Source organism: Duganella margarita (assembly GCF_009857535.1).
GTDB lineage: Bacteria > Pseudomonadota > Gammaproteobacteria > Burkholderiales > Burkholderiaceae_D > Rugamonas > Rugamonas margarita.
Genome location: NZ_WWCS01000006.1, coordinates 55,351 through 80,048 on the forward strand (window position 1 = coordinate 55,351; position 24,698 = coordinate 80,048).

Here is a 24,698-nt window from a genome sequence, read left to right on the forward strand (position 1 = left end):
CTAAGGGCGAAGGCGCCTGACGTCGGCAGCCTGCACAGCCGGCGCCTGATTGCCCCAGCTGGTGCGCACGAAGGTGGCGATGTCCGCCACATCTTGATCGCTCAGGCGCTGGCCGAACGACGGCATGGAGAATTGCGCCGGCGTGCTGGCGGTGCGTGCGGTCGTCATTCCTTCCAATATGATGCGGATCACCGAGTTGGCCGGCGTCGCCGCCGCCACTGGGTTGCCGGCCAATGCCGGGAACACGCCCTGATAGCCCTTGCCGTCCGGACGATGGCAGGCGGCGCAGTTGTCTAGGTAAAGCTGGGCGCCACGCGCGCCGGCGTCGCCGTTGCGCAGCGCCTGGCTGGTGGCGGGATCGTAGGCAAAGCGGCCCTTGCCGGTGGCTGTATCGGTCAGCGATTTGAGGAAATGCGCCACCGCCGCCGCATCGTCGCCGCTGAGGAACTGGGTGCTGTTGCTTACCACCTCATTCATCGAGGCGAAGGCGATGCCATGGCGGTTGCTGCCGGTGCGCAGGAATTGCGCGATATCCGCCTCGCTCCAGGCGCCGATGGTGGTGCGGTCGCCGTTGCGCAGGCTGGGCGCATGCCAGCCGTCGATGATGGCGCCGGAGAGATACGCCGGCCCGTCCGCCGCGCTCAGCGCGCGCACTTGCAGCGTTGGCCCGCGGGGCGTATGGCAATCGCCGCAGTGGCCGAGGCCTTCGACGATATAGGCGCCACGCCGCAGCATGGCGTCGCCGGTGTGCATCTGAAAGGGGCGCGGCGCGGGGGCGACGGCCCAGCGCCAGACGGTCAGCGGCCATCGCATCGACAGTGGGAACGGGATCTCGTTGTCACGCCTTGCGACTGCTGCCGGAGGCACCTCATGCATAAAATAGGCATACAGCGCCGCCACGTCTTCCGGCGTGGTACTGGAGTAGGCGCTGTAAGGCATGGCGGGATACAGCGTATGGCCGTTGGCCACGCCATAGCGCAGCGCGCGGTCGAAATCGGCCAGCGTGTAGTTGCCGATGCCGTGCTGGCGGTCCGGCGTGATGTTGCTGGTGTAGATGGCGCCGATCGGCGTTTGCATGCGCAGGCCGCCGGAATAGGGCGCCTGGCCTGGCACGCTGTGGCATGCGGCGCAGTCACCGAGGCGCGCCAGGTAGGCGCCGCGCGCGATCATGGCCGTGCTGACGGCCGGCGCCTGCGGATGGGCGCCTGCGCGGGCGTCGGACCAGCGTGTGGCGCTGATTAAGGTCAGCAGGCCAATCACCAGCACCGATCCCACGCCGATAAAGAGAGTCCGTTTGTTCATGCGTGTACCAGTGCTCCGCCAGTTTTCAAATAGGTGGACCGGATTTTGGCGGCGGCGAAATAGGTGAGCGCCGCAACCAGGCCGGTAGGGTTGTAGCCGATGTTCTGCGGGAAGGACGAGGCGCCGAACACAAACACGTTCGGCACATCCCAGCATTGCGAATAGCGGTTCAACACACTGTTGGACGGATTGGTGCCGATAATGGCGCCGCCCGTGTTGTGGGTGGACTGGTAGACCCTCACGTCGTAGCTGTCGCCCGGCTTGAGGATGTGCTGTGACATGCGCTGAGGCTTCATCGCGCTGACGATTTCGCCCGCGCGCGCCGAGGTGAACGCGGTCATCTTGTATTCGTTCGGATGCCAGTCGAAGGTCATGCGCAGCAGCGGCACGCCGTGGGCATCGCGGTAGGTCGGGTCCAGGTCCAGGTAGCGGTCGCGGTAGGACATGACTGAGCCCATGGTGGCGACCGAGCTGCTGTGCGCATAGTGCTTGCGCACCGCGCTTTTCCAGCCGCTGCCCCAGCGCGGCGCATCGGGCGGCAGTGGCATCTGCACGATGGGACGGCCGCCGGTGGCGCCGGCGAAGATCATCGCGCCGCCGACGAAACCGTGCTTGCCATGGTCGAAGTGGTCGGCGTTGTAGTCGTCGATGGCCTGCTGGCCGGCGGCGCCGGCGCCCATGAAGGGATTCATGTTCACGCTCTCGTCGAAGAACGCGGTGGTGCTGCTGACCATCTGGTAGGCGTAGTTCTTGCCGACCACGCCCTTGCCGGTAACCGGATCGTAAGGCTTGCCGATGCCCGACAACAGCAGCATGCGCACGTTATTCATCTGGAAGCTGGCCAGCACCACCATCGCTGCCGGCTGGTCGACCTGCTTGCCGTTGGCATCGATGTAGCGCACGCCGGTGGCCAGCTTGCCGCTGCTGTCGAGCAGGATGCGGGTGACGTAGCTGTTGTGGCGCACGTGCAGGTTGCTGCGGCCCTTCAGCACCGGAATGATGGTGGTCTGCGGCGCCGCCTTGGAATAGAGGAAGCAGCCGAAGCCCTCGCAGTAGCCGCACAGGTTGCAGGGTCCCATGCGCACGCCATAGGGGTTGGTGTAGGCGGCGGTGCTGTTCGCAGCAGGTACGGCGAAGGGCTGGTATCCGAGTTCCCGCGCGGCCTTGGCGAACAGCTGGGAACTCAGTATCGGCGGCATCGGCTGCTGCGGAAACGGGTTGCTACGCTTGCCCTCATACGGATTGCCGCCGGCTGTTCCGGCCACGCCGGTGACTTTTTCAAAGTGGTCGAAATAGGGCTCCAGTTCCTCGTAGCTGATGCCGTAGTCCTGGATGCTCATGTCATCCGGGATGAATTTTTTTCCGTAGCGCTCTTCGTACACGCTGCGGATGCGCAGGTCGTTGGGCGAGGCGCGCCATTGCTGGCCATTCCAGTGCGCGCCTGCGCCGCCGGTACCATTACCCAGGATGAAGGAGCCGTATTGGCGATACGGCACGGCGATCTCGCCCGGATTGTGGCGGATGGTGACGGTTTCGCCGGCCAGCGGCTGCCACAGGTCGCCGCGCACCGCGTACTTCAGTTCATCGGCGATGCGCGGGTACTCAAAGTCCGGCGCGGTGTCGCGTTCAGGGCCGCGTTCCAGCACCAGCACGGACAAGCCGGCGTCGGTCAGTTCCTTGGCCATGATGGCGCCGGTCCAGCCGTAGCCGATGATGACTGCATCTACTGGTTTCATGGTCAGCCTCGCGATCCGTCTATCGACACCGGGCCGTAAGGATATTTGCGTCCCTTCTGGTCGATGAAATCGGTGAAGTCGGCGCGTGCGCCGGGAAAGCCGACCATCTTCCAGGCCGCCATGTCGCGGTTGCCGCCGTAGAGCGGATCGGCAAAGTAGCCTTCGCGGGTGTTCCGCAGCAGCAGGGCGAAGAAGGCGGCGGCCAGCAGGCTGTCTTCCGGCAGGTGGCCTTGATCGGCCTGCGTCAGCAGCGCGTCGCGCCGGGCCGCATCCAGTTGGGCGAACGGCTGTTTGTGGGCGTGCATGGCGGCGCGGTCGATCAGGGCGATGCCGGCCCGGTATAGCTCGCGCGGCGTCTGGCGCAGCTGATAGCCCAGCGTCGGCGGCGTGTCCGGGTGAAACGGCCCTTGCATATACCAGTAGGCGCCGTGGCCGTAGGGCAGCTGCATCTGCTTGTCGAGGAAGACCGGCACGCCGGCGTCCACGCCACCTGGGCCATTGCCGTCGTCGGGAATCAGGCGTTCGACGGCGGCGTTGATGAACGCCCATTCGGCGGCCGTGAAGTAGGCCGGCGAATAGGGCTTGGACTGGGCGCCGGCGCCGCTGGCGGTGCTGGCCGCGCCGATGCCGGAGGCCAGCGCAACACCCGCCGCGCCGCGCAGGAAGTCGCGTCGCTTGAGGGGACTCTCACTCATCTTGTTTTCCTTGCTTGGATGTCATCCCCCGGAGTGTAGGCGCGCGCGTCCTCATTCTTCCTCTCTCCAAAGTCCTCATCCTAAGATAGTGTTGATTGACAGGCCAAACTGATTTAATCGCCGGGTTATCCAATCGCGAGGAATCTATGAGCATCGACATCAAGCACCACACGGTGCAGGCCAACGGCATCCGTCAACACTATCTGGACGCGGGCAAGGGCGCGCCGGTGGTGCTGCTGCACGGCTTCCCTGAAACGAATTTCGCCTGGCGCTTCCAGATCCCGGAACTGGCCAGGCACTATCGCGTGATCGCGCCGGACCTGCGCGGCTACGGCGAAACCGACAAGCCGGCCGGCGGCTACGACAAGCGCAATATGGCGCGCGACCTGCTGGAACTGCTGCGCACGCTGGGCATTGAGAAGATCGCGCTGGTGGGCCATGACCGCGGTGCGCGCGTGGCGACCCGCTTCGCCAAGGATTATCCGGAACTGGTGGACCGCCTGGTGGTGATGGACAATGTGCCGACCCGCATCGTGGCGCGCGAATTCAGCCCGGCGGTGGCCAAGTCGTACTGGTTCTTCATCTTCAACCAGGTGCCGGACCTGCCGGAAGCGCTGATCTCCGGGCGTGAGGATTTGTGGCTGCGCCATCTTTTCTCCGACTGGTGCTACAACCCGCTGGCGATCGACGGCAAGGCGTTCGACACCTATGTGCAGGCCTACCGCCGTCCCGGCGCGCTGCGCGGCGCCATGTCCGACTACCGCGCCATCAATGAAGACGTGGAGCAGGACAAGGTCGATGCCGACATCAAGATCGCCTGTCCGACGCTGGCCCTGTGGGGCGAGGACTTCCACGCCGTCGGCAAAATGTTCGACATGGCGAAGATCTGGTCGGAGATGGCCAGCAACCTGCGCACTGCACCAATCGCACAAGCGGGCCACCTGCCGCAGGAGGAGCAGCCGGAGCGCGTCAACGAAGCGCTGCTGGACTTCCTGCTCGGCTGGAAAGGATAACGTGCAGGTTCTGTTCTCCATCGTGCTGCCGATCTTCGCACTGATCGGCGTCGGCTGGCTGGCGCGATATCGCGGCTGGATGGGCGAGGCCGGGGCATTCGAGATGAACCGCTTCGTGGTCTATCTCGGCATGCCGGCGCTGCTGTTCCAGATCATGGCCAAGTCCAGCTGGAAGCAGCTGGACCAGCCGGGCTTCATCGCCGCCTTTGGCCTGGCCAGCGGCGCGGTCTACGCGATCACCGTGGCGGTGAGCCGCATGCGCGGCGGCGAGCTGGCCGACGCCAGCCTGGAAGGACTGAACGCCGCCTACGCCAATGTGGGCTTCATCGGCTTCCCATTGGCGATGGCGGCGTTCGGCCCAGCGAGCATGATGCCGGCGACGATCACCTCGATCCTGACGGTGTGCGTGTTGTTTGGCATCGCCGTCACGGTGGTGGAGCTGGGCGTGAGCGAGGGCGGCGGCATCGGCCGCATACTGAAGAAGGTGAGTTGGTCGCTGGCGCAGAATCCCATGCTGCTGGCGCCTGTGCTTGGCGCGCTGTATGCCGGCTATGCGCCGCCGCTGCCTGAAGGCGCGGACCGTTTCCTGTCCTTGCTGGCGCATGCGGCCAGCCCGTGCGCGCTGGTGTCGCTGGGATTGTTCATCGCCGACCAGCGCGGCCGGCCGCAGATTCCGGCGCTGAGCGCGCAGGTGGCGCTCAAGCTGATAGGCCAGCCGGCGCTGACGTGGGTGCTGGCGGTATATGTGTTCCACTTGTCGCCGGCGATGACCGGGCTGGCTGTGGTGCTGGCGGCGCTGCCGACCGGCACCGGCCCGTTCATGCTGGCGCATATGTACAAGCGCCAGGCAGTCGGCATCGCCGGCAGCATCCTGGTGTCCACCGTGCTGTCGATCGTGACCATCTCGGTGCTGGTCAGCTGGTTCCGTACGACCAGCTGATTACTGCTTGACCAGCTCCACGCGGCGGTTTTTCTGGCGTCCGGCGTCGGCGTCGTTGGAGGCCACCGGCGCGTAAGAGGCCACGCCTTTGGCGGCAAGGCGCCTGGCATCGACCTTGTAGTCGGTGGCGAGCGTCTTGATGACCGCATCGGCGCGCTTCTGCGACAGCTCCACGTTGTGCGCCAGCGCCCCCTGATTATCGGTGTGTCCGACCACGAACACCTTCAGCTGCGGATTCTGTTGCAGCAGCTTGGCCATTTCGCCCAGCGCCGCCTTCGATTCCGGCTTGACGTCGCTCTTGTCGGTGTCGAAGTAGACGCCGTACACCGCAACCTTGCCCTCGGCCGCGATGCTCTTGGCCATATCGGCCGCATTCAGGTTGACGCTGACCTTACCGCTTTCCATCGGCTTGCCCTCGACCACCTGGATATAAAAACCGCCGTTGCGGTTTTCGGTCGGCGGCACCACCCACAACGCCACGTGCACCAGCATGCCGTCGGCGGTGGTGCCCTTGGCCACCAGGTAGCGGTCGTCGTGGCGGCCGTAGATGAAGGGTTCGTACTGCTGGCCGCCGTCGATGAAGTTATGGCCCATGTGTTTGTCGTACATGTATTCGCCGAAGTTTTCGCCGCAGGTCTCCTTGGCGCAGGTGAACACGGTTTTCAGGCCGGCCTTTTCCAGCGCGGCCTGGTAGTTGCGCATCACTTCGACGGCGGAACGGGTGCGCGGATAGTTGTAGGCAATGCGGGTATAGCGGCCTTCCAGCGTCAGTGCATTCTCAAATCCCGGCTTGCCGCTTTTGTCCACCACGCGTTTGCCGGCGGGGATCGTGACTTCGTCGAACTCCTTGAAGTCGTAGCCGACGATCTTCGAATCGGTAAAACGCGACAGCAGCGGATGGTCCTTGGCGCCTTTTACCGTGTCCTTGGCCGGCATGTCCGCATAGGCGGCTGAGGCCAGCACGGCGCCGCACACCAGCAGGGAGAGATTTCGCATGGCATTGCCTTGTAAAGATAATAAGAATTGCAATTATAGGAACATTTAATGTGCCCTAGCGCACGATTCGTGTGAGCAACGCGCTCTACAATCCAGCAATTAAACTGCGGAGTATCAACGATGAAGAAAATTATGCTGGCATTCGGTCTGGTGCATGCCTTGATCGCCTTGCTGTTCACCGGCGGCGCGCTGTTCCTGATCGTCATCGGCGCGCAACTGGGCTGGCACGCGGCGCATGCGGAGGGGCTGGTGGCGGCGCAGGAAGTGATCGAGGCGATCGGCATCCTGGCAGCTGCCGTGGTGGCGCTGCAAATCGCCGAGACCATTATTGAAGAAGAAGTGGTGCGCGACGCCGACATCAGCGCGCCGACCCGCGTGCGCCGCTTCCTGTCGCGCTTCTTCGTGGTCGTGGTGGTGGCGCTGGCGATTGAAGGCCTGGTCGCCACCTTCCACGCGGTGCATGAGGACGTCAGCGAATTGCTGTATGTCGCGGCGCTGATTGGCAGCGTGGGCGTGCTGCTGGCCGCATGGGGCGTCTTCGTTCACCTGAATCGCTCGGCCGAGGAACTGGAGCCGGAAGCGATGCAGGATGCGCAGGCCGAAGACGAAAAGCTCAAGCCTTAATGCGCGCGGGCGGCGAGATGGCGCTCCGGTTGCTCCGTCTCGTTAGCCGCCTGCGCACCTTTCTCGAACAGCAGGCGACGTGTGGGCGCGTTGGCGTCCACGCCCAATTCGCTGAACACTTCCAGGGCGCCCAGCAACACCGCCTGCTGTGCGTTCATGAAGTTGGCGTACGACGAATTCAGAATATAAAACACCAGCTCATATTCCAGCGCATCCTGGGTGATGGATTTCAGGTGCACGCGGTCCGCACGCACGTCCGGCTGGCGTTCCACCACGGCCTTCAATGCATCAGGTATCTTGGCGGCCAGCGCCGCCGGCGTGGCCGGATTGATACGCAATGAGAACTGCACGCGGCGGTTTTGCATGCGCTTGTAGTTGCGGACCACGTTTTTCAGCAGCTCCGCATTGCCGATGATGATTTGCTCGCCGCTGTCGGCGCGGATGCGGGTGGTTTTCAGGCCCACATGCTCCACCGTGCCGGAGACGTTGGTGATGGCGATCGAATCGCCCACCTCGAACGGTTTGTCCACCGCGATGGCCAGCGAGGCAAACAAATCGCCCAGCACATTTTGCACCGCCAGCGCCACGGCGATACCGCCGATCCCCAGGCTGGCTACCAGCGCCGAGACGTTGATGCCCAGGTTGGACAACGCAGCCAGCAGGAAGATCACCCATACGGTGGTCTTCAATGCCCACACCATCAGCGTGTTGGCAACGGTTGTGGGCGAATCCGGATTCTCAGAGTGATGGCGGAAGTAGCGGCGCGCCCCCAGCGTGGCGGCGCGGTCGAGGTACAGCACCAACTGGAAGCCCAGCACGATGAACCACAGATGGCCGAGGCGGTCTTCCCATAACGTGGGCAGTTCCAGCATTTTGAGGCCGACCAGCAGCGAGATCGCCAGCACGGCCAGAAGGCTGGTGCGGTTCAGCGTTTCCTTGAACAGCTGCACCGCCGGGCGGTCCGGGCGGCCGGCTGCGTCATGTTTGCAGAGGCGCCGGCGCAACAGCCGCAGCACGCCGTAAATGGCGCAGAAGGTGATCGCGGCCGCGGCGGCGGCAACCATCAGTTCCTCGCCGTCGAGATTCGTAAATGGGGTGAGATAGCGTTGAATATTCAAATCCTGCTCCTGTCGATGAGGCTGAGATTCTCCATCCTAGGCGTGCAGAGTGCAGTACTCTGTTCGTTGCAGCACATGCAAACGGCATTTTGCTTTCTGAGTAGCAACTTAAACCCGCATAAACATAGTCCGATTTGGTGATTTTCATAATTGCTATACTGAAAATGAAGACGCACAATGCTGGCACATCTCCACACTAAGAGAGGCTTATGAGACTGCTCGCCCCCACGCCGGTATTCACCGCGCTCGTATCGATTTTTGCGTTGACTTCTTCCGCGCTTGCCGCGCCTATCGCCACCCTGGACCGTGACGGCGCCTACGTGTCGATTGAAGCGTACGGCCCCAATGTGGTCCACGTGACGATCGCCGTCGACAAGGACCAGGTACTGAAAGGCCCCGGCTACGGCGTGCTGCCGAAGAACGCCGACAACGCTGCCTTCCGCCACAGCGGCGGCAAGGACGGCGACGTCTTCACCTCGGCCGCGATGACGGTGCGCGTCAATCCGTCGCCGCCGCCGTCGGTGCCGACCCAGGGCCAGAAGTATTTCGCGCCGTCGCTGGCGCCGGTCGGCCTGCAGGTGTTGAACGCCAGGGGCGAGACGGTCGTCAGCATGAATGGCTGGGAGATGTCGCCGCAGACCGTCAACACCGAAAAGACTTTCCAGGTCGGCGCGTCGTTCTCGGTGGCGCGCGACGAGCATTACTACGGCATGGGCCAGAACCAGGAGTCGCTCGGTGCGCTGGACCTGCGCGGCCGCGTCCTCGATTGCAAGCACTGGTACGATGCGCCGGCCGGCGAGACGGTGTGCGTGCCGTTCATGGTGTCGTCCAAGGGCTATGGCATCGTGTGGGACAACCCGTCCGCCACGCGCTTTATCGCCGGCGTCAACGGCCGCACGGCGTTCCAGTCAAATGTCGGGGAGCGCGTCAGCTTCTTTGTCATCACCGGTGCTACGCCGGAAGAGATTTACTCGGGCTATGCGCGCGTGACCGGCAAGACGCCGATTCCGCCGAAATCCGCCTTCGGCCTGATTCAGTCGAAAGCCCGCTACGACAGCCAGCAGGAAGTGCTGCGCGTGGCGAACACCTATCGCCAGAAGAAGTATCCGCTGGACGTGATGGTGGTGGACTGGTTCTACTGGACCCGCATGGGCCAGATGGATATCGACCCGGCGCAGTTCCCAGACCCCAAGGGGATGAACAAGCAGCTGCACGAGATGGGCATGGAGTCGATCATCTCGATCTGGCCGCGCTACGAAACTTCCGGGCGCTATTTCAATGAGCTGGATCACAAGGGCCTGCTGTTGAAAGACAAGGATGACAAGACCGTCGACGGCCTGCCGTTCCGCTCCGACCGCACCGGTGGCCTGATCGATCCGACCAATCCCGCCGCGCGAAAATGGTTCTGGGAGAAGGCGCGCGACAATATCCTGTCGCAGGGCTTCGACTACCCGTGGCTGGACGAGACCGAGCCGGATCTGGTGCCGGACGGCTTCTTCTATTCGATCGGTTCGGGCGACCGCTATCACAACCTGTTCCCGCTGATGCACGTGGAAGGCGTGGCCGAGAACATGCGCGCGTGGAAGCCGAACAAGCGGGTGCTGATTCTGTCGCGCGCCGCGTATCTGGGTTCGCAGCGTACCGGCGCCTTGTTCTGGTCTTCGGACATTCAGCCGACCTGGGAGGCGCTGACACGCCAGATCCCGACTGGCCTGAACATGACGGCGTCCGGCATCGCCTACTGGGGCAACGATATCGGCGGCTGGCAGAAGCTGGCGGCCGAGAGCAGCGCGGTCAAGCCGCCGTTGCTGGACCCGTCGGATGCCCGCAATGTGGTCGGCAATAACCATGACTACCCTGAGTTGATGACGCGCTGGTTCCAGTACGGGACCTTCCTGCCGACGCTGCGCCTGCACGGCGACCGCAAGGAAGCCGAGATCTGGTCTTTCGGCAAACAGGCGGAGGCCGTGATGGCGCGTTACGATACGCTGCGCTACCAGCTGATCCCTTACATCTACTCGCAGGCCAAGTTCACGCACGATACCGGCGCGCCGTTCATGCGTCCTTTGTGGATGGACTTCGCCAACGATCCGAACGTGGCCAACATCGGCACGCAGTACATGTTTGGTCCGGCCTTCCTGGTCGCCCCGGTGACGGAGCAGGGCCAGACCGAGAAGGATGTGTACCTGCCGGCGGGTGCGGATTGGTACAACTTCTGGACCAACGAGAAGCTGGCCGGCGGACGCTGGGTGAAAGTGGCTGCGCCGATCGACCAGATTCCGGTATTTGTGAGGGCCGGTTCGATCGTGCCGATCGGCGCCGAGGTGCAGTCGACTGCGACCAGGCAGGGCATCGCTGCGATCAACGTTTATCCGGGCAAGAGCGGCGAGTTCCGCCTGTATGACGACGATGGCGTGAGCTATGACTACGAGAAGGGCAAGTCGACCGTGACGCAGCTGAAGTGGGACGACGCGTCCGGCAAGCTGAGTGCCAGCGGCGGCGACGCCGGCCTGGTCAAGTCGGCGGCGGGCCTGCTGAAGGTGATCGGCAAGTAAGTCACTTTGCCTTGTTGGTCTGGTTTTGGTAGCGCTGTTCGCGCAATCGCTGTAATACGCTGTGGCGCAGGTCGCGCCACAGCGGCAGCGGATCGCGCCAGTCGTGGACGAAGTAGCAGGCGCCGGGACGCAGGAATTCGGTCAGGTAGGCCGCCAGTTCGCGCCAGCGTTTGGCCAGCGGCGAGGGCCGCATGAGCAGATGCAGCAGACGGCGTGTCTCCGCCGTCATGAAGCGGCAGCGCACGCCGGCGCGATACGGGCTGGCCGCAATCGGTAGTTGAAGACCGAGCGCCTGGTAGCAATACCACGGAAAGCTGGCGCCCGCGTGGCAGGCCAGCGGCAGGCTGCCCCAGAAGCGGCCATTCACCTCCATCAGCGCCGCGCGTCCGGTGGCGGGATCATAACGATATTCGACCATCGCCACGCCTTCCCAGTCCAATGCGCGCAGCAGGGCCACCGACTGCCGCATCAGCTGCTTCGACAGCGGCGTCGATACGCATAGCGTAGAGGTGCCGCCCTCCGGCGGCCACTCATGCAGGCGCCGATGCTGGAACTGAACCAGCGCCTCCCCACCCTTCATGAATACGAATTGTCCCAGGCCGTAGCCGTCGCAGTATTCCTGAATCATGGGATAACGGCCCAGCGTCCGGTAGCGCCTCAGGGCGGTCATCAGCGCCTGCGCGTCGCCGCAGTGCTGCGCCTTCTCCAGCGCCATGCCGGCCTGGCGCAGCAACGGCGCCACGGTGTTTGGATCCGCCCATTTCAGCACCACCGGATAGCGCGCTTCGCGCGCAGCGCCATCGGCCTGCGCGACCGATGCGGGGTGCCAGGTGCGCGGCACGAAGATACCCACGCGAGTCGCTGCCGCGTAGGTCAGCTCCTTGCGCAGCACGCGCTCCATGCGGACGGCGTCGGCAAACATCATGCGATAGCCGGGTAGCGTATCGCGCGCCTGGTTCAGCATCATGATATCGGCCTCCGAAATGGCGAACAGCGCGGCCGGCCCAGTCTCCTTAGCAAGCTGGCGCAGTTGGACGATCACATCGTCCGCGCGCACCACGCCGCGATGCAGGTAGCGCGAGCCGAGTCCCAGCGACTGCTCGCTGCGCGCAATCCCAACTACCCTGACGCCATGCCGGCCAAGATCGCGGATGATGGCCAGGCCGATGGGCGTGTCGATGCCCAGCACCACGGCCGGCATCGGCTGCGGTGCGGGCGACGCCAGCAGCCGGTGTATCGCCTGCCGCCAGTGGTGCCGCTGCTGCTCTGTTACCGTGCCGATGGCGAAGATGCTGGCAAACACCGCCAGCATGGTGGCGACATAGAACCAGGGCCTGGCCGGATCGCCGTTGAACAGCGCCGCGTAGAACTGCATCAACGGCTGGTGCAGCAGGTAGATGCTGAAAGTGTAGGCGGCCAGCGGCCGCACCAGCGGCGCCAGTCGTTCCAGCGGCGGCGCCAGCGCGCGCATGCCGACAAAATGGCAGGCGACGATGATCGCCAGCAGGTAGTCCGTCATAAAGTAGCGCGAGAACGCGAACTGCTGGTGCCAGTGCGCGCCGACGATCTGGCGCAGCCACGCGCTGCCTGCCTCCGTCAGCTGATAATGATGAAACAGCGCATAGCCAATGCCGGAGCAGGCCAGCAGCACGCCGCCGGCGACGCGGCCGACACGCTGCAGGGCCGTCCAGCGATGCAGCACCACGCCAGTTGCCCATACGGGCGCCAGCAGCAGGATCTTGGGGCCGATCAGCAGCGCCACCGCGCCGCACCACAGCACGCGCTTGTGGCCGCGCGTGAAGGTGAGGATGGCGAACAGCACGTAGTACCAGAACTCGTAGCACAGCGACCAATACGGCACATTGGAAAAGGACATGATCGACAGTGTCCATACTTCGTTGAGGAACGCCAGGCTGGTAAGGATGCGCAGCCAGGCCAGATCGCGGGTGGTGGCGTCGCCGTAGAACTGCGGCGCCATCGCTTCGCCGAGGCTATCGAGCAGCGGCGTAAGCAGCACTGCGGGCAGCGCCACGGAATAAAAGCGCGCCAGCCGGCTGGACCAGTATTCCAGCGGCGTGTTTTCGCGCGTGCTGGTGATGTGGGCGATGACGTAGCCGGACAGGACGAAGAACACAATCACCGCCGCGTGGCCGTGGGTGCTGAGCGGCAGCTTGTCCACGCTGAGCAGGCGGATGTTGGAGTGGTACAGCACCACCAGCAGCGCGCTGACGAGGCGCACCAGGTCAAGGTAAGCCGAGAACGAAGGCTTCATGCGCCGCTCCGTGCCAGGGTGCGGTGCAGTCCTTGCACCGCTTGCCGCAAGCGCGCAAAACACTGGTCGAAATAGGCGTCGCTGAGGGTGTACGGGTCGTGCAAATGCGGCGTGGGCGGATAGCACCACAGCCCGAGCAGGGCGATCTGGATGTCCCGGTGTGCGATCAGGCGGCGCTGAAGCTCGTGCGCGTGGCGGACTTCCATCGCCACAAACAGGTCGCCGGCTTGCACCTCGAAGTCGCGGAAGTCGGTCGCGCGGTGCGCCGACAGTTCTTCGCCGCTGCGCTCCGCCGCTTGCAGGGCGGATTCGGGCGGAGGCACGCCGGTGCAGGCGGCCAGGCCGATCGAGGCGGCATGCATGCCGAGTCCCTCGGCCACGCGCTCCGCATAGGCGCTGCGGCAGATGTTGCCCAGGCAGACAAACACCACGCGCCGTACCTGGTGAGGATGCTGCAGATGGAACGCCGCCAGCCGGCCAGTACGCAATTCCAGCCTTGCCAGCCATGCCCGCACGGCGCCGCGCCAGGTGCCGTGCGGCCGTTGGCCGAAGCGGATCGCCCACCTGCCGTAGCCGTCGTAGGCGATCTGCGCGGCGATGCGGCCGGCGGTGCGCCACGCCCATCCCTTCATTGGCGCGTTGTGCGAGGAGGCGGCTGTCAACGGCTGGCTGGCGGCAGCGGCCAGGCCGCATGCCTGGAAGCGCTGGGCGTGCGCCGCCAGGTAAGCGCACAGGCGCTCCATGCGCGCCTGGTTCAGCGCGTGCCGCCGCAGCCGCACGAAGCCCGCGCCCTCGCTTTGCACGTACTCAAACGGATGCGTGAGGATCACTACCATTTCCATGCCCGCCGCATACGCCTGATCCAGCAGCGCGCGCATCTCGCCGAAGCTGGTGCTGGAAACCGCGACCGATTTCAGATGCGCGCGGCGGTCGCGGTAACTCAGCACAGGGCATTCCAGCACCCCATGCCGCAGGTGCCGTCCGGCGTACAGCTGGTACCACGGCAGCCCGGCGTTGTACACGCCGAGCCCAATGTTGGAGCTGTACGGGATGCGTGCCGCCGCCAGCGCGCGAAACAGATTGTCGTCATATTGCAGATTCCCGGCGCGAAAGACCTGCGGTGGCGGCAGACCCCAGTCGGCAAACGTGGCCTGGCCGTGCCGCAGCAAGGCCAGCGTGGACGCCGGATCGCGCCCGGCCAGGTCGTCCTGGCGCGGCTGGCGCCGCACCCGTTGCGGCCAGTCGGGATACTGAAACACCGACCAGCAGGGATGTACATGGAGCTGCACCTCGTGGCCGGCGGCGGCGATTTGCTGCGCCAGCGCGCGCATCGGATCACTGCGGAAGTAGTAGCGTTGCGCGGTCTCGACAAAAAACGTCGCCTGCACCCCATGGCGGCGGAAACAATCGAGCAAAAAGCCCAGTCCCTGCGAGCGCCCGTCAACGTCGCAGCGCACCATCGGCGCGCCCACCGGCCGCCGCGCTGGATCGGCAAACGCCCCGGCGATGCTGAACTCCGTATCGATTGTGATGCAGACGCGCATGGCGGCCATCCGGAAAAAGCGATCCGGCCAGTGTAGCCAGCGCCATTGCGGCCGGCATGCGTTTGATCAAGCGCAAGGCAAAAACAGCGTTGCGCCGGATGAGCTGGATTGTCCAGGACAGGCGATTGTGTGCGTGTTTTCTTGTCTCTCTAGTAAAATCGGATGATAAGAGCCATCGAGGAAGTCATGCACAGTGTCCAGTCCAATGTAGACGCAATAGAAGCCGAACGGTTCCGCCAGTTCATCATGGGCGTGACCGACTACGCGATCTACATGCTGTCGCCCGAGGGCGTGGTGGTCACCTGGAACGCCGGCGCGCAGCGCTTCAAAGGCTATCCGCCCGACGAAATCATCGGCCGCCACTTCTCCATGTTCTACACCGAGGAAGACCGCGTCGCCGGCCGTCCGGCGTATGCGCTGGAGCTGGCGCGCAGCAGCGGCAAGTTCGAGGACGAGGGCTGGCGCGTGCGCAAGGACGGCAGCCGTTTCTGGGCCAGCGTGGTGATCGACCCGATTGTCGATCCGGCCGGCGAGCTGCTGGGCTTTGCCAAGATCACGCGCGACATCACCGAGCGCCGCGTGGCGGCCGAACAGCTGGAGCGTGCGCGCGAGGCGCTGTTCCAGTCGCAGAAGCTGGAAGCCATCGGCAAACTCACCGGCGGCATTGCGCACGACTTCAACAACCTGCTGAACGTGATCATGAACGGGCTGGAACTGCTGCGCATGTCGCGCGATCCGGCGATGCACAGCAAATCGATCGACACCATGTCGCGCGCAGCGCAGCGCGGCGCCTCGTTGACGCAGCAGTTGCTGGCCTTCGCCCGCCAGCAGCCCTTGCGCCAGGACCCGCACGACGTCGCGCGCGTGATCCGCTCGTTCGAGTCGGTGTTGCGGCGCGCGCTGCCGGACGACATGCGCCTGCATCTGCAACTGCAGAGCGACCTGCCGCAAGCCATGCTCGATCCGACGCAGTTCGAGTCGGCGCTGCTCAACCTCGTGGTCAACGCGCGCGATGCGATGGACGGCAGCGGCGAAGTGCTGATGGATCTGTCGGCCGTTACGCTCACCGAAGCCCAGGTCGAACAGCTGCCGGCCGGCCGCTATGTGCGCGTGATGGTCAGGGACCGTGGCGTCGGCATGACGCCGGACGTGATCAAGCGCGCGGTCGAACCGTTTTTCACCACCAAGGAAGTGGGCAAGGGCACCGGCCTTGGCCTGAGCCAGGTGTATGGCTTGATGCAGCAATGTCAGGGTGCGCTGACGCTGGAATCGCAGCCGGGCGAGGGCACCTCGGTGTCGATGTACTTCCCGGCCGTGCGCCGTCAGGGACCGATCGATGAGGGCAAAGGCCCGGCGGAGAAGGTGCTGCTGGTGGACGATCAGCCGGAGGTGCTGGAAACCGCCATCAGCCTGTTCACGCACCTGGGCTATGAGGTGCTGTCGGCCGATAACGGCATGCAGGCGCTGGAGACGCTGCGGCTCAATCCCGGCATCTCCATCCTGTTCAGCGATGTGGTCATGCCCGGCATGAGCGGGGTTGAACTGGGCCAGATCGCGCGCCGCGAGATCCCCGAGCTGAAAATCGTGCTGGCTTCCGGCTACGTCAAGGCGGCACTGGGCGACCAGATGCCGGACATCGGCAACTTTGAGCTGATTGCCAAGCCCTATCGGCTGAGTGATCTGATTCGTACGCTCAAGGTGTTATAGCGATTGCGTTGCAACGTGCGCTAGCGCACCCAAGCCGCCAACGGTGTGCGTCACTATCAAGGTTTAACAGGAGCCTTCGTGACGACCCCGTTTTTGACTGCCGTTCAACATCAGGCGTTGCTGGCGCTTGGCGCCGCGCTGCGCGCCCGTAAATACCAGTTCACCACCGTGACGCCGGCCACGCAGGCGCGCGTGCTGGCGCGTCCCTTCGCGCCGGACCAATCCACCCTGCGCGACATCTTCGGCTGGAACCGGCCCTTTACCGCAGCCGCCATCGACGATGATCTGCTGGCCTGCATGCGCGCCGCCGGCGTGCTGGAGGAACAGGATGGGCTGCTGCGCAGTAGCGTGCGGCTGTCGACGCTGGCCGGCGAGTGGCTGTTCCATTCGTCTTACCCGACCACCCAGGCCGATGCGGTGTTCTTCGGCCCGGACACCTGCCGCTTCGTGCGCGCCATGGAGCAGACGCCTGCGCCTGCGGCCGATCCTGTACGCCGCATCGTCGATATCGGTTGCGGCAGCGGCGTCGGCGCCATTACGCTGGCGCGCCGCTTCCCGCAGGCCGAAGTGCTGGCAGTTGACATCAACGACCGTGCACTGGCGCTGGCCGACGTCAATATCCATTTGGCCGGCGTAGAAAACGCCAGTGCGCATCACAGCAATTTGCTGACGCAGGTCGACGGCCTGTTTGACCTGATTGTCGCCAACCCGCCGTATCTGCTGGACGCGGCGGAGCGCGCATACCGGCACGGTGGCGGTAAGCTCGGCGCCGGCCTGTCGCTGCAAATCGTGCAGGCGGCGATTGTGCGGCTGGCGCAGGGCGGCGCACTATGGCTGTATGCCGGCGTGGCGATGGAAAAGGGCGAAGACGCGTTCCTGCGTCAGGCCACAGCGATGCTGGAAGAAGCAGGCCTGCGCTGGACCTACGAAGAAATCGATCCCGACGTGTTTGGCGAAGAACTGGAGACGACAGGGTATGCCGGCGTCGAGCGCATCGCGGCGGTGTGGCTGGTCGCCAGCAAGGAGGCCTGAGTATGCGGATATTGCAACAACGCCTGCTGCGCGGCGCAAACCTCTACAGTCCCACGCCGTGCATCGTCGCGGTGATTGAATCGCCGCTGGCGGAAGCCGGCCCGCAGCTCGCCTACACGGTGCGCTTCCTGCAGCAGGCCTGTGGTGAAGCGGTTGAGTTCATGCACGCCGAGTTGGAAGACAACAAGGCTGCCGCCGGCGACCCACCGCGCTGGCGCGTGGTGGTGCAATACACGCTGGAACATCTGGCGCAGGCTGCGCTGGCCGCCGCCGTCGAACTGATTGCCGCCACCGGGCGCGGCGAAGCACCGGACATTCCGGCGGCGGTGTCGACCCTGCGCGCGCTGGCCGAGTCGATGGCGCTGCCGGCGGCCACGCAAGCGTTGTTGCGCGAAGCCGCTGCGCTGGGCGTGCCGGTACAGCGCATCAGCGAGCATGGCGGCTTGATACGCCTTGGCTGGGGCCAGCGCCAATGGCGCTATCTGGCGCGCGCCGACGATGACAACCGGCTGCTGACCAACACGCTGCTGCGCGAGCGCCAGCTGATGCGGTCCTTGCTGATCGAAGCGCAGCTCGGCGTGCCGGCCGAAGATTTTCACGCGCCGCAGCGGCAGGAGGGCGAACGCCTGCGCGTGCAGATCCTTGACGGCGTGGCCCAGCATGCAGATGCGGCCGTGCGCGGCGTCGCCCAGCGCGCCGCAGCGACGCTGGGACTGGCGCACGCGCAGGTCGATCTGCTGCCGGGCCGGCGCCTGCCGAAAGTGGATGCCGTGCTGGCGGCGCCGCCGCCGAGCCAGGAGCAGCACGGGTTGCTGCGCGCCTTGCACGCCGATCCGGCCAGGGGACGCATACCGGTCATCGGTATCACCGGCACCAACGGCAAGACCACCACCACGCTGATGATCGCGCATGCAGTGCAACTGGCGGGCTTCCGCACCGGCTGCGCCAGCACGCAGGGCATCACCGTGGCTGGCGACCTGTATGGCGAAGGCGATTGCACTGGTTACTGGTCGCATCGCGCCGTGCTGGCGTCGCCGCAGACCGAATTCGCCGTGCTGGAGACCGCGCGCGGCGGCCTGCTGAAGCGCGGTCTGGCGTATGACCGCTGCAGCGTGGGCGTCATGCTGAACGTCTCCGACGACCATCTGGGCATGGACGGCGTTGACACCGTGGAGCAACTGGCGCGCGTCAAGTCGCTGGTGGTGAGCGCCGCCGATACCGCCGTGCTGAACGCCGACGATGCGCACTGCGTCGCCGCGCGGGCGCGCCTGGCGCCCGGTGCGCGCGCGGTCTACTTCTCCATGAAGCCGGACAACCCGGTGCTGCTGGCGCATCTGGCGCAGGGCGGCGACGCCGTGTGGCTGGAAAATGAAGTCATCATGCTGAGCCAGCGCCAGGTGCGCCAGCGCGTGATGCCGGCCACGCATATTCCCGCCACCAGCGGCGGGCTGGCGCGCTACAACATCGCCAACAGCCTGGCGGCGGCGGCGGCGCTGGCGGCCAGTGGTTTCAGCGTGATGCAGATCAGCGCCGGCCTGTCCAGCTTCGAGTCCAACGCGGCGACCAATCCGTTGCGCTCCAACGTGTTTGAACTGGGCGCGATGACCATCGTGCTGGATTACGCCCACAATCCAGCTGCCTACTCGGCGCTGGCCACGCTGGCGCGCGGTCTGGCGCAAGGGCAGGGCCAGAGCAAGGCCACCGGCCAGGCACCGGGCCGGGTGCTGGCAGTGGTAACGTCGCCCGGCGACCGGCGCGATGCCGATCTGGCGCGTACCGGCGCCACCTGTGCTGCGCACTTCGATGAATTGTTTGTATACGAGTCGGCTTCGCGCGGCCGTGCGCACGGCGAAGCGGCGCAAATCATTGCCGACGGCGCGCGGGCGTCCGGCGGCGCTGCCATTCACACTTACGACCATGCGGCGGCAGCGGTGCAGGAGGCATATCTGGCTTGCCGGCCGGGCGATGTACTGTTGTTCGCGTGCGGGACCGAGGTGGCGACCTTGATCGAGGCAATTCGCCCGATCGACGCACCGGCGGCTTCCCGCCTGGCACAGCAGGCCGCCCCCACCGCATAATGAGGCAATGTAAAAAAGCCCGCTTTTATGCGGCAGTGCCGCCCAGTTAAGCAACGTCGTTCCCGCGAAAGCGGGAACCCATGCCGCGTTTGCTCAGTAGACGTGTTATGGATTCCCGCTTTCGCGGGAATGACGATGTGAAATTTAAGCTTCACTGAACGGCATTGCGTTTTTTTGCCGGCCTTTTTTCAAGTCTTACACCAGCGTGGCGTCGATGCGCGCCGCGCTGACCGGGTCGACCGGTCTCAATGCATCCACCAGTTCCGATACCGACGAGCCGCAGGCATACACCAGCACATCGCCGGCACGGCATTGCGACAGGCCGAGACGCAGTGCCTGTGCCGGGTCAGCTTCCAGCAGCACGCCACCGGCGTCCCCTCGCGCGGCATGTGCCGCCGACTGCATCGTGGCGGCGCGCTGGCCTGCTTCGCGGCCACGATGTTCCGCCGGCCATTCATAAAATACCGTGGTATCGAAACCGCTGCCGCAAATCTGGCCGATCTGCTGGAAGTCGCGTTCGCGGCGGTCGCCGGGCGAGGTGACCACTGCCACAGTGCGGCCTTGCGTCATGGCGCGCGCGGTGGATGCCAGCGCACCAAATGCCGCCGGGTTGTGGGCAAAGTCCACGATCACCCGTACGCCGTTGACGTCATACAGATTGGCGCGCATCGGATTGTGGCGCGCGTCGGAGACAAAGCTGCGCAGGCCGGCGGCGATCGCGCCGTTACCCAGGTCGCTGGCCATCAGTGCCGCTGCAGCGGCCAGGCCGTTGGCGATGTTGTGGCGCGCGCAGCCACCCAGCGTGGATGGCATCTCGGTCGCATCGAGCAGCACCTGGCGCTGGCCATCGCGGTCGGACGCCATCAGCGCGCCATCTTCCAGCCAGGTGGCGCGGCCGCCGGCCTGCAGGTGTTGCAGCAGCGCTGGATGCTGGGCGTCGCAGCTGAAGTAGATGCGTTCCACTTTCTCATCCAGACCCGCGCCGATGGCGCAGCAGCGCGCATCTTCCGCATTCAGCACCACTGCGCGGGAAGCGGCTTGCAGCACCACGCCCTTGACGGCGGCCAGGTCTTCCAGCGTTTCCACGCCTTCCAGGCCGATATGGTCTTCGCTGACGTTCAGCAGCACCGACACGTCGCAACGGTCGAACGCCAGGCCGCGTTTCAGGATACCGCCGCGTGCGGTCTCCAGCACCGCAAATTCTACCTCCGGCGCCGACAGCACGGTGCGCGCGGACCAGTAGCCGCTGCAATCGCCGCGCTTGACCGTGGTGCCGTTGATGTAGACGCCTTCGCTGGTGGTGCAGCCGGTGGCAATGCCGGCCTGGCGCAGCGTGTGTTCGATCATCAGCGTGGTGGTGGTCTTGCCGTTGGTGCCGGTGACCGCGATCACCGGAATGCGGCCGTCCTCATTGCCGAACATTGACTCTACGATGGCGGCGCCGGCGTCGCGCGGCACGCCGGCGCTGGGATATTCATGCATGCGGATGCCCGGCGCGGCGTTGATCTCGATCACTGCGCCATTGCGGCCGTCCAGCACCTGCGAAATGTCCTCGCAAACCAGGTCGATGCCCGCTACATCCAGGCCGATCTTGCGGGCGGCGCGCACGCACATCTGCAGCGTTTCCGGCGGCAGCTTGCCGGTCACGTCTTCGGCGGTACCGCCGCTGGACAGGTTGGCGTTGCCGCGCATGACCACGCGGCGGCCGGCTTCCGGCACGCTGTCGAAGTCCAGGTTCTGCGCCGCCAGCGTGGTTTCGGCGTGGCCGTCCAGCGGAATGCGGGTCAGGATATTGGTATGGCCTTCGCCGCGCGCCGGGTTGCGGTTTTCCTGCTCCACCAGCTGACGCACGGTCGATTCGCCATCGCCAATGACGGCGGCAGGGCGGCGCAGGGCGGCTGCGACCACGCGTTCGCCTGCCACCAGGATGCGGTAATCGTCGCCGGGAATGTAGCGTTCAATGATGATGGTGCGGCCATGTTCGCGTGCGCGTTCGAATGCCAACTGCACTTCATCCGGGGTGCCGCAGCGCGTAGTTACGCCGCGCCCGTGGTTGCCGTCCAATGGCTTGACGGTGACCAGGCCTTCCAGTTCACGCGCGGCGCGCAGCGCCTGCTCCAGCGTGCGCACGCTGACGCCTTCAGGCACGGGCACGCCGGCTTCCTGCAGCAGCGCCTTGGTCAGCTGCTTGTCCGAGGCGATGCTGACCGCGATGTGGCCGGTGTCCCCGGTGATCGTGGCTTGCAGGCGCTTTTGCTGTGCGCCCCAGCCGAGCAGGAACATATTGGCGTCGTCGGTCAGGCGCTGATACGGGATGCCCTGGCGGATCGCCGCCCGCAGGATGGCGCCGGTGCTGGTGCCGATCGCGTGTTGTTCGGCGGTGTCGCGCAGCGCGGCGACGCCGGCTTCCAGCTGTTGCGCCAGACCCTGCGCGCCGGTGGCCAGGCCGCGCACCAGCGCGATTGCCAGGTCGCAGGCATCAATCGCCACGTGCTCCGATTCGTACGAACACACCACACGGTACTGGCCAGGCGTGTCCTGCACTTCATGCGTGCGTCCCAGATAGGTCGGCGTGCCGGCCAGGCATTGCAGCGCAATGGTCACGTGTTCCACCACGTGCGCCAGGTTGGCGCCGTTGTTCAGGGCCTGAACGAAGCCGCCGTATTGGCCTACCGAGCAGCGGTGATCGTACAGCGATGGCAGCAGTTCCAGCATCTGCTGGTTAAAGCCTTCGATGCTGGTGCTGGTGTGGTCGCGCAGCCCTTGCAAATCGATGACGCTCAGCAGGCAAGGCTGGTTGGAATACAGATTCGGGCCACGGAGTACGTGCTGTTTGACGATGTTCATGCGATCAGGTCCTGTCGGTTAAATATTGGATGAAATCTGCCAGCGCGCCGCCTGCGGCGGGGCTGGTAAAGCGGGAGCCGGACGGCAGCAGGTGCAGCCGCACATCCTGCATTTGCGGTACTTCCCCGCGCGCGATGTCGGCGATGGTGGTGACGGCATTGCGGCAATCGACCACCGTCACGCCGCCGGTGCCGGCTACTTCGATGGCGTTGTCCTTGACGATCAGCGCGGTGTCTTCGTCAATGCCGGCGCCCAGCAGGAACGGGCTTTGCGCGATGACGCTCAGCAGCCGGTTCAGGCGGTGGCGTTGCGAAAAGTGCTGGTCGATGATGACGCGGGTGACATAGCCCAGGCCTGCGCCGAGCCGCACCGCGCCTTTTTCCGGCGCCAGATCGGCCTTGCCCTCGGCCAGCATGTGGGTGCACATGCCGGAAGCGCCGGCGCTGGTGCCGGCGATGCAGGCGCCGTTTTCCAGATAAGCCATGCGCATGGCGCGGTCCATCTTCGTGCCGCCGATGAAGGCCATCAGGCGCTTCTGGTCACCGCCGGTCATGAATATGCCGCGCGCTTGCGCCAGCTTCAGCGCCAGCATATCGTCGTCGGCATCCGCGCGGCTGTCGATGCGCACATGGGTGACATCGGTGGCGCCGAGCGCGTCGAAGGCAATACGGTACATCTCCCAGACGTCCTCCGGCACCGTGCTGGCTGCCGTGGTGACGATGATCGGGCTATCCAGGCCGCCCGCCAGTTCGACAAATTTTTGCAGCACATCCTTGTTATCGGTACGGTCTTCATTACCGCCGATGATCATTAAACTACCGGTTTGGTTCATATCAGGCGATCAGTTGTCGGTACATGCGGGTCGCCATCAGGCCCAGAGGACGATGGTGCTGGGCTGGAGTCATCAGCGTCTGCAGCAGCTGCACGGCGGCTTGTTTGCTGCCTAGCGTGGCGACTTGCTGTTCCAGCTGGCGCAGCGGGCTGCTGTCGTCATCGTCGGCGTGGTGGCGCACGATGCCGCGCAGCGCGCCGTGGCGCGGCGTCTGGTGCAGGCCGAGCGAATCCAGCGAGCGCTGGCGTGCGCGGAAGCTCGGCACCCGCGCCGGCGTCACGATCCAGTCGCGCAGCACCTGCTGTTCGTAGGCGCTGAAGACGCCGAACATTTCGGCGCGCTCGCTCTGGATCAGGCGCCAGAAACGGCTGTTCTCCGGCGGCTGGCCGCGCTGGATCCAGCCGGCGCTTTCCAGTTCCGCCAGCATCTGCGGGATTTGCTGCGGATCGCTGAGCCACTGGTTGATGCTGCGGCCGGCCAGGCGGCAGTAGTCGGAATGCATATTGGCGCCGGCGTGGGCCTTGGCGGCCATGATGTTTTCCAGTTCTTCCTGCAGGTCGAAGCCTTCGATAATCGACGTGGTGCAGGCGCCAAGGTCGTTGAGACGGTAGCCGTTCTGCACGCGCTGCCACACGCTGGCGCTATCGCCAAAGCGCGGCAGCAGCTGCAACAGCGCCTGCACCGCCTTGTGCGCGTGGCCGGTGCTGCCGTTGTCCACCGTGATGTGGAGCGTGAAGTAATAGGGATCGATGCCCAGTTCATTGAGCTCGTAGGCGGTGATCAGCAGATGCAGCGGCAGCTGTTCGTAACCGAGGTTGTAGCCGATGATCTCCGGCAGGAAGCGCTCGGCGTCATAGGCCAGCGCCAGCTGAATCGCGCCTTGTTCAAAATAAGTGTCCGGCAGCTGCTGCCAGTCCTCGCAGTCGTGCGCAGCCAGCAGTTTTTTGTACAGCAGGACGTGGTTCTTTTCCGGCACGCCGTCGCCCAGTTCTTCCAGGTAGGTCTGGATCAGCGGGCGGAAGTCGGGATCGTCCCAGCGCGCCAGCAGGCCATACAGCCAGGCGCCGTCCACCAGCTTGGTGGGTGCGGCGTACTTAAGGAAGTGCAGGGCGTGCGCCTGGTTGCTGAAATAGCGGCGTGGCGCACCTTCGCGGCGGCCTTGCAGGTAAGCCTGGTATTCGACGCCGACGGTAAAGGCGCGGCTGGCGATCCATGGCGCCAGCTGCTCCGGTTCGGCCGGCAGGTCGTCGCGCAGTTGCTGCGCGGCCTGGAGCCGCTGCCCCAAAAAGGTGCGGGCATCGGCGAGTGTCGCATCGTCCGGCGGCCCGGCGTTGAGTGAACGGTAAATCGCTGCGGCGCTGGTGGCGACGGCAGGGGCGGAGACGGCATACGCAAGCTGTGACATGA

At 65.0% G+C, this 24,698-nt stretch carries 17 protein-coding genes; 7 read left to right on the top strand and 10 right to left on the bottom strand.

Features of this window, described 5'->3' with window-relative positions; all coding sequences use genetic code 11:
* The 3 genes from GTP55_RS11200 to GTP55_RS11210 are packed head-to-tail and all read right to left on the bottom strand — an operon-like array spanning position 1 to position 3,733.
* Positions 1–1,302 carry a cytochrome c gene (locus tag GTP55_RS11200; RefSeq protein ID WP_161045020.1) on the bottom strand — a complete coding sequence of 434 codons (1,302 nt, stop codon included), beginning with the start codon at positions 1,300–1,302 and terminating at the stop codon, positions 1–3.
* Entirely contained in the window at positions 1,299–3,038 is a 1,740-nt protein-coding gene (locus GTP55_RS11205; protein ID WP_161045021.1) for a GMC family oxidoreductase, read from the bottom strand. Before GTP55_RS11205 ends, GTP55_RS11200 begins: the two co-directional genes overlap by 4 nt.
* 2 nt (positions 3,039–3,040) lie before the next feature.
* On the bottom strand, positions 3,041–3,733 hold the full coding sequence (locus GTP55_RS11210) for a gluconate 2-dehydrogenase subunit 3 family protein (protein ID WP_161045022.1): 693 nt from the start codon (positions 3,731–3,733) through the stop codon (positions 3,041–3,043).
* Positions 3,734–3,879: 146 nt separating this feature from the next.
* Here GTP55_RS11210 and GTP55_RS11215 point away from each other — a divergent pair, with 146 nt between their 5' ends.
* Together GTP55_RS11215 and GTP55_RS11220 are read left to right on the top strand one after the other, a co-directional pair.
* Positions 3,880–4,746, top strand: coding sequence for an alpha/beta fold hydrolase (locus tag GTP55_RS11215; protein WP_161045023.1), 867 nt, complete (start codon positions 3,880–3,882; stop codon positions 4,744–4,746).
* 1 nt (position 4,747) lies between these two features.
* Positions 4,748–5,686, top strand: a complete 939-nt coding sequence (locus tag GTP55_RS11220; RefSeq protein ID WP_371868323.1) for an AEC family transporter — start codon at positions 4,748–4,750, stop codon at positions 5,684–5,686.
* Here the strand turns inward: GTP55_RS11220 and GTP55_RS11225 are convergent, their stop codons facing one another.
* Positions 5,687–6,682, bottom strand: coding sequence for an OmpA family protein (locus GTP55_RS11225; RefSeq protein WP_202423659.1), 996 nt, complete (start codon positions 6,680–6,682; stop codon positions 5,687–5,689).
* 120 nt (positions 6,683–6,802) lie between these two features.
* On the opposite strand from GTP55_RS11225, the gene GTP55_RS11230 reads away from it, so the two are divergent.
* Positions 6,803–7,306, top strand: a complete 504-nt coding sequence (locus GTP55_RS11230; protein ID WP_161045024.1) for a hypothetical protein — start codon at positions 6,803–6,805, stop codon at positions 7,304–7,306.
* On the opposite strand, the gene GTP55_RS11235 is transcribed toward GTP55_RS11230, so the two are convergent.
* A complete protein-coding gene (locus GTP55_RS11235; protein WP_229257876.1) occupies positions 7,303–8,424 on the bottom strand; it encodes a mechanosensitive ion channel family protein in 1,122 nt (373 codons plus the stop codon). The genes GTP55_RS11230 and GTP55_RS11235 overlap by 4 nt on opposite strands.
* A 209-nt stretch (positions 8,425–8,633) precedes the next feature.
* On the opposite strand from GTP55_RS11235, the gene GTP55_RS11240 reads away from it, so the two are divergent.
* On the top strand, positions 8,634–10,979 hold the full coding sequence (locus GTP55_RS11240; protein WP_161045025.1) for a glycoside hydrolase family 31 protein: 2,346 nt from the start codon (positions 8,634–8,636) through the stop codon (positions 10,977–10,979).
* A 1-nt stretch (position 10,980) separates the two neighbouring features.
* Here the strand turns inward: GTP55_RS11240 and GTP55_RS11245 are convergent, their stop codons facing one another.
* A complete protein-coding gene (locus GTP55_RS11245; RefSeq protein WP_161045026.1) occupies positions 10,981–13,251 on the bottom strand; it encodes an acyltransferase family protein in 2,271 nt (756 codons plus the stop codon).
* Positions 13,248–14,795 (bottom strand): arsenate reductase/protein-tyrosine-phosphatase family protein, encoded by a 1,548-nt coding sequence (locus GTP55_RS29545; RefSeq protein ID WP_202423660.1) that lies wholly within the window; start codon positions 14,793–14,795, stop codon positions 13,248–13,250. Before GTP55_RS29545 ends, GTP55_RS11245 begins: the two co-directional genes overlap by 4 nt.
* A gap of 186 nt (positions 14,796–14,981) precedes the next feature.
* On the opposite strand from GTP55_RS29545, the gene GTP55_RS11255 reads away from it, so the two are divergent.
* The 3 genes from GTP55_RS11255 to GTP55_RS11265 all read left to right on the top strand — a co-directional run bounded on the left by GTP55_RS11255 (position 14,982) and on the right by GTP55_RS11265 (position 19,612).
* On the top strand, positions 14,982–16,502 hold the full coding sequence (locus GTP55_RS11255) for a PAS domain-containing hybrid sensor histidine kinase/response regulator family protein (RefSeq protein ID WP_161045027.1): 1,521 nt from the start codon (positions 14,982–14,984) through the stop codon (positions 16,500–16,502).
* 78 nt (positions 16,503–16,580) lie between these two features.
* Positions 16,581–17,534 (top strand): methyltransferase, encoded by a 954-nt coding sequence (locus GTP55_RS11260; protein WP_371868324.1) that lies wholly within the window; start codon positions 16,581–16,583, stop codon positions 17,532–17,534.
* 2 nt (positions 17,535–17,536) lie between these two features.
* Entirely contained in the window at positions 17,537–19,612 is a 2,076-nt protein-coding gene (locus GTP55_RS11265; protein WP_161045028.1) for a Mur ligase family protein, read from the top strand.
* A gap of 195 nt (positions 19,613–19,807) precedes the next feature.
* Here the strand turns inward: GTP55_RS11265 and cphA are convergent, their stop codons facing one another.
* From cphA to GTP55_RS11280, 3 genes are read right to left on the bottom strand one after another with little or no spacing between them, the layout of a single operon-like run.
* Positions 19,808–22,459, bottom strand: coding sequence for a cyanophycin synthetase (gene cphA / locus GTP55_RS11270; RefSeq protein WP_161045029.1), 2,652 nt, complete (start codon positions 22,457–22,459; stop codon positions 19,808–19,810).
* A gap of 4 nt (positions 22,460–22,463) precedes the next feature.
* Complete coding sequence (locus GTP55_RS11275; protein ID WP_229257877.1) at positions 22,464–23,291, bottom strand: cyanophycinase; 828 nt, start codon at positions 23,289–23,291, stop codon at positions 22,464–22,466.
* Position 23,292: 1 nt separating this feature from the next.
* A complete protein-coding gene (locus GTP55_RS11280; RefSeq protein ID WP_161045030.1) occupies positions 23,293–24,696 on the bottom strand; it encodes an iron-containing redox enzyme family protein in 1,404 nt (467 codons plus the stop codon).
* Positions 24,697–24,698 lie beyond the last annotated feature (2 nt).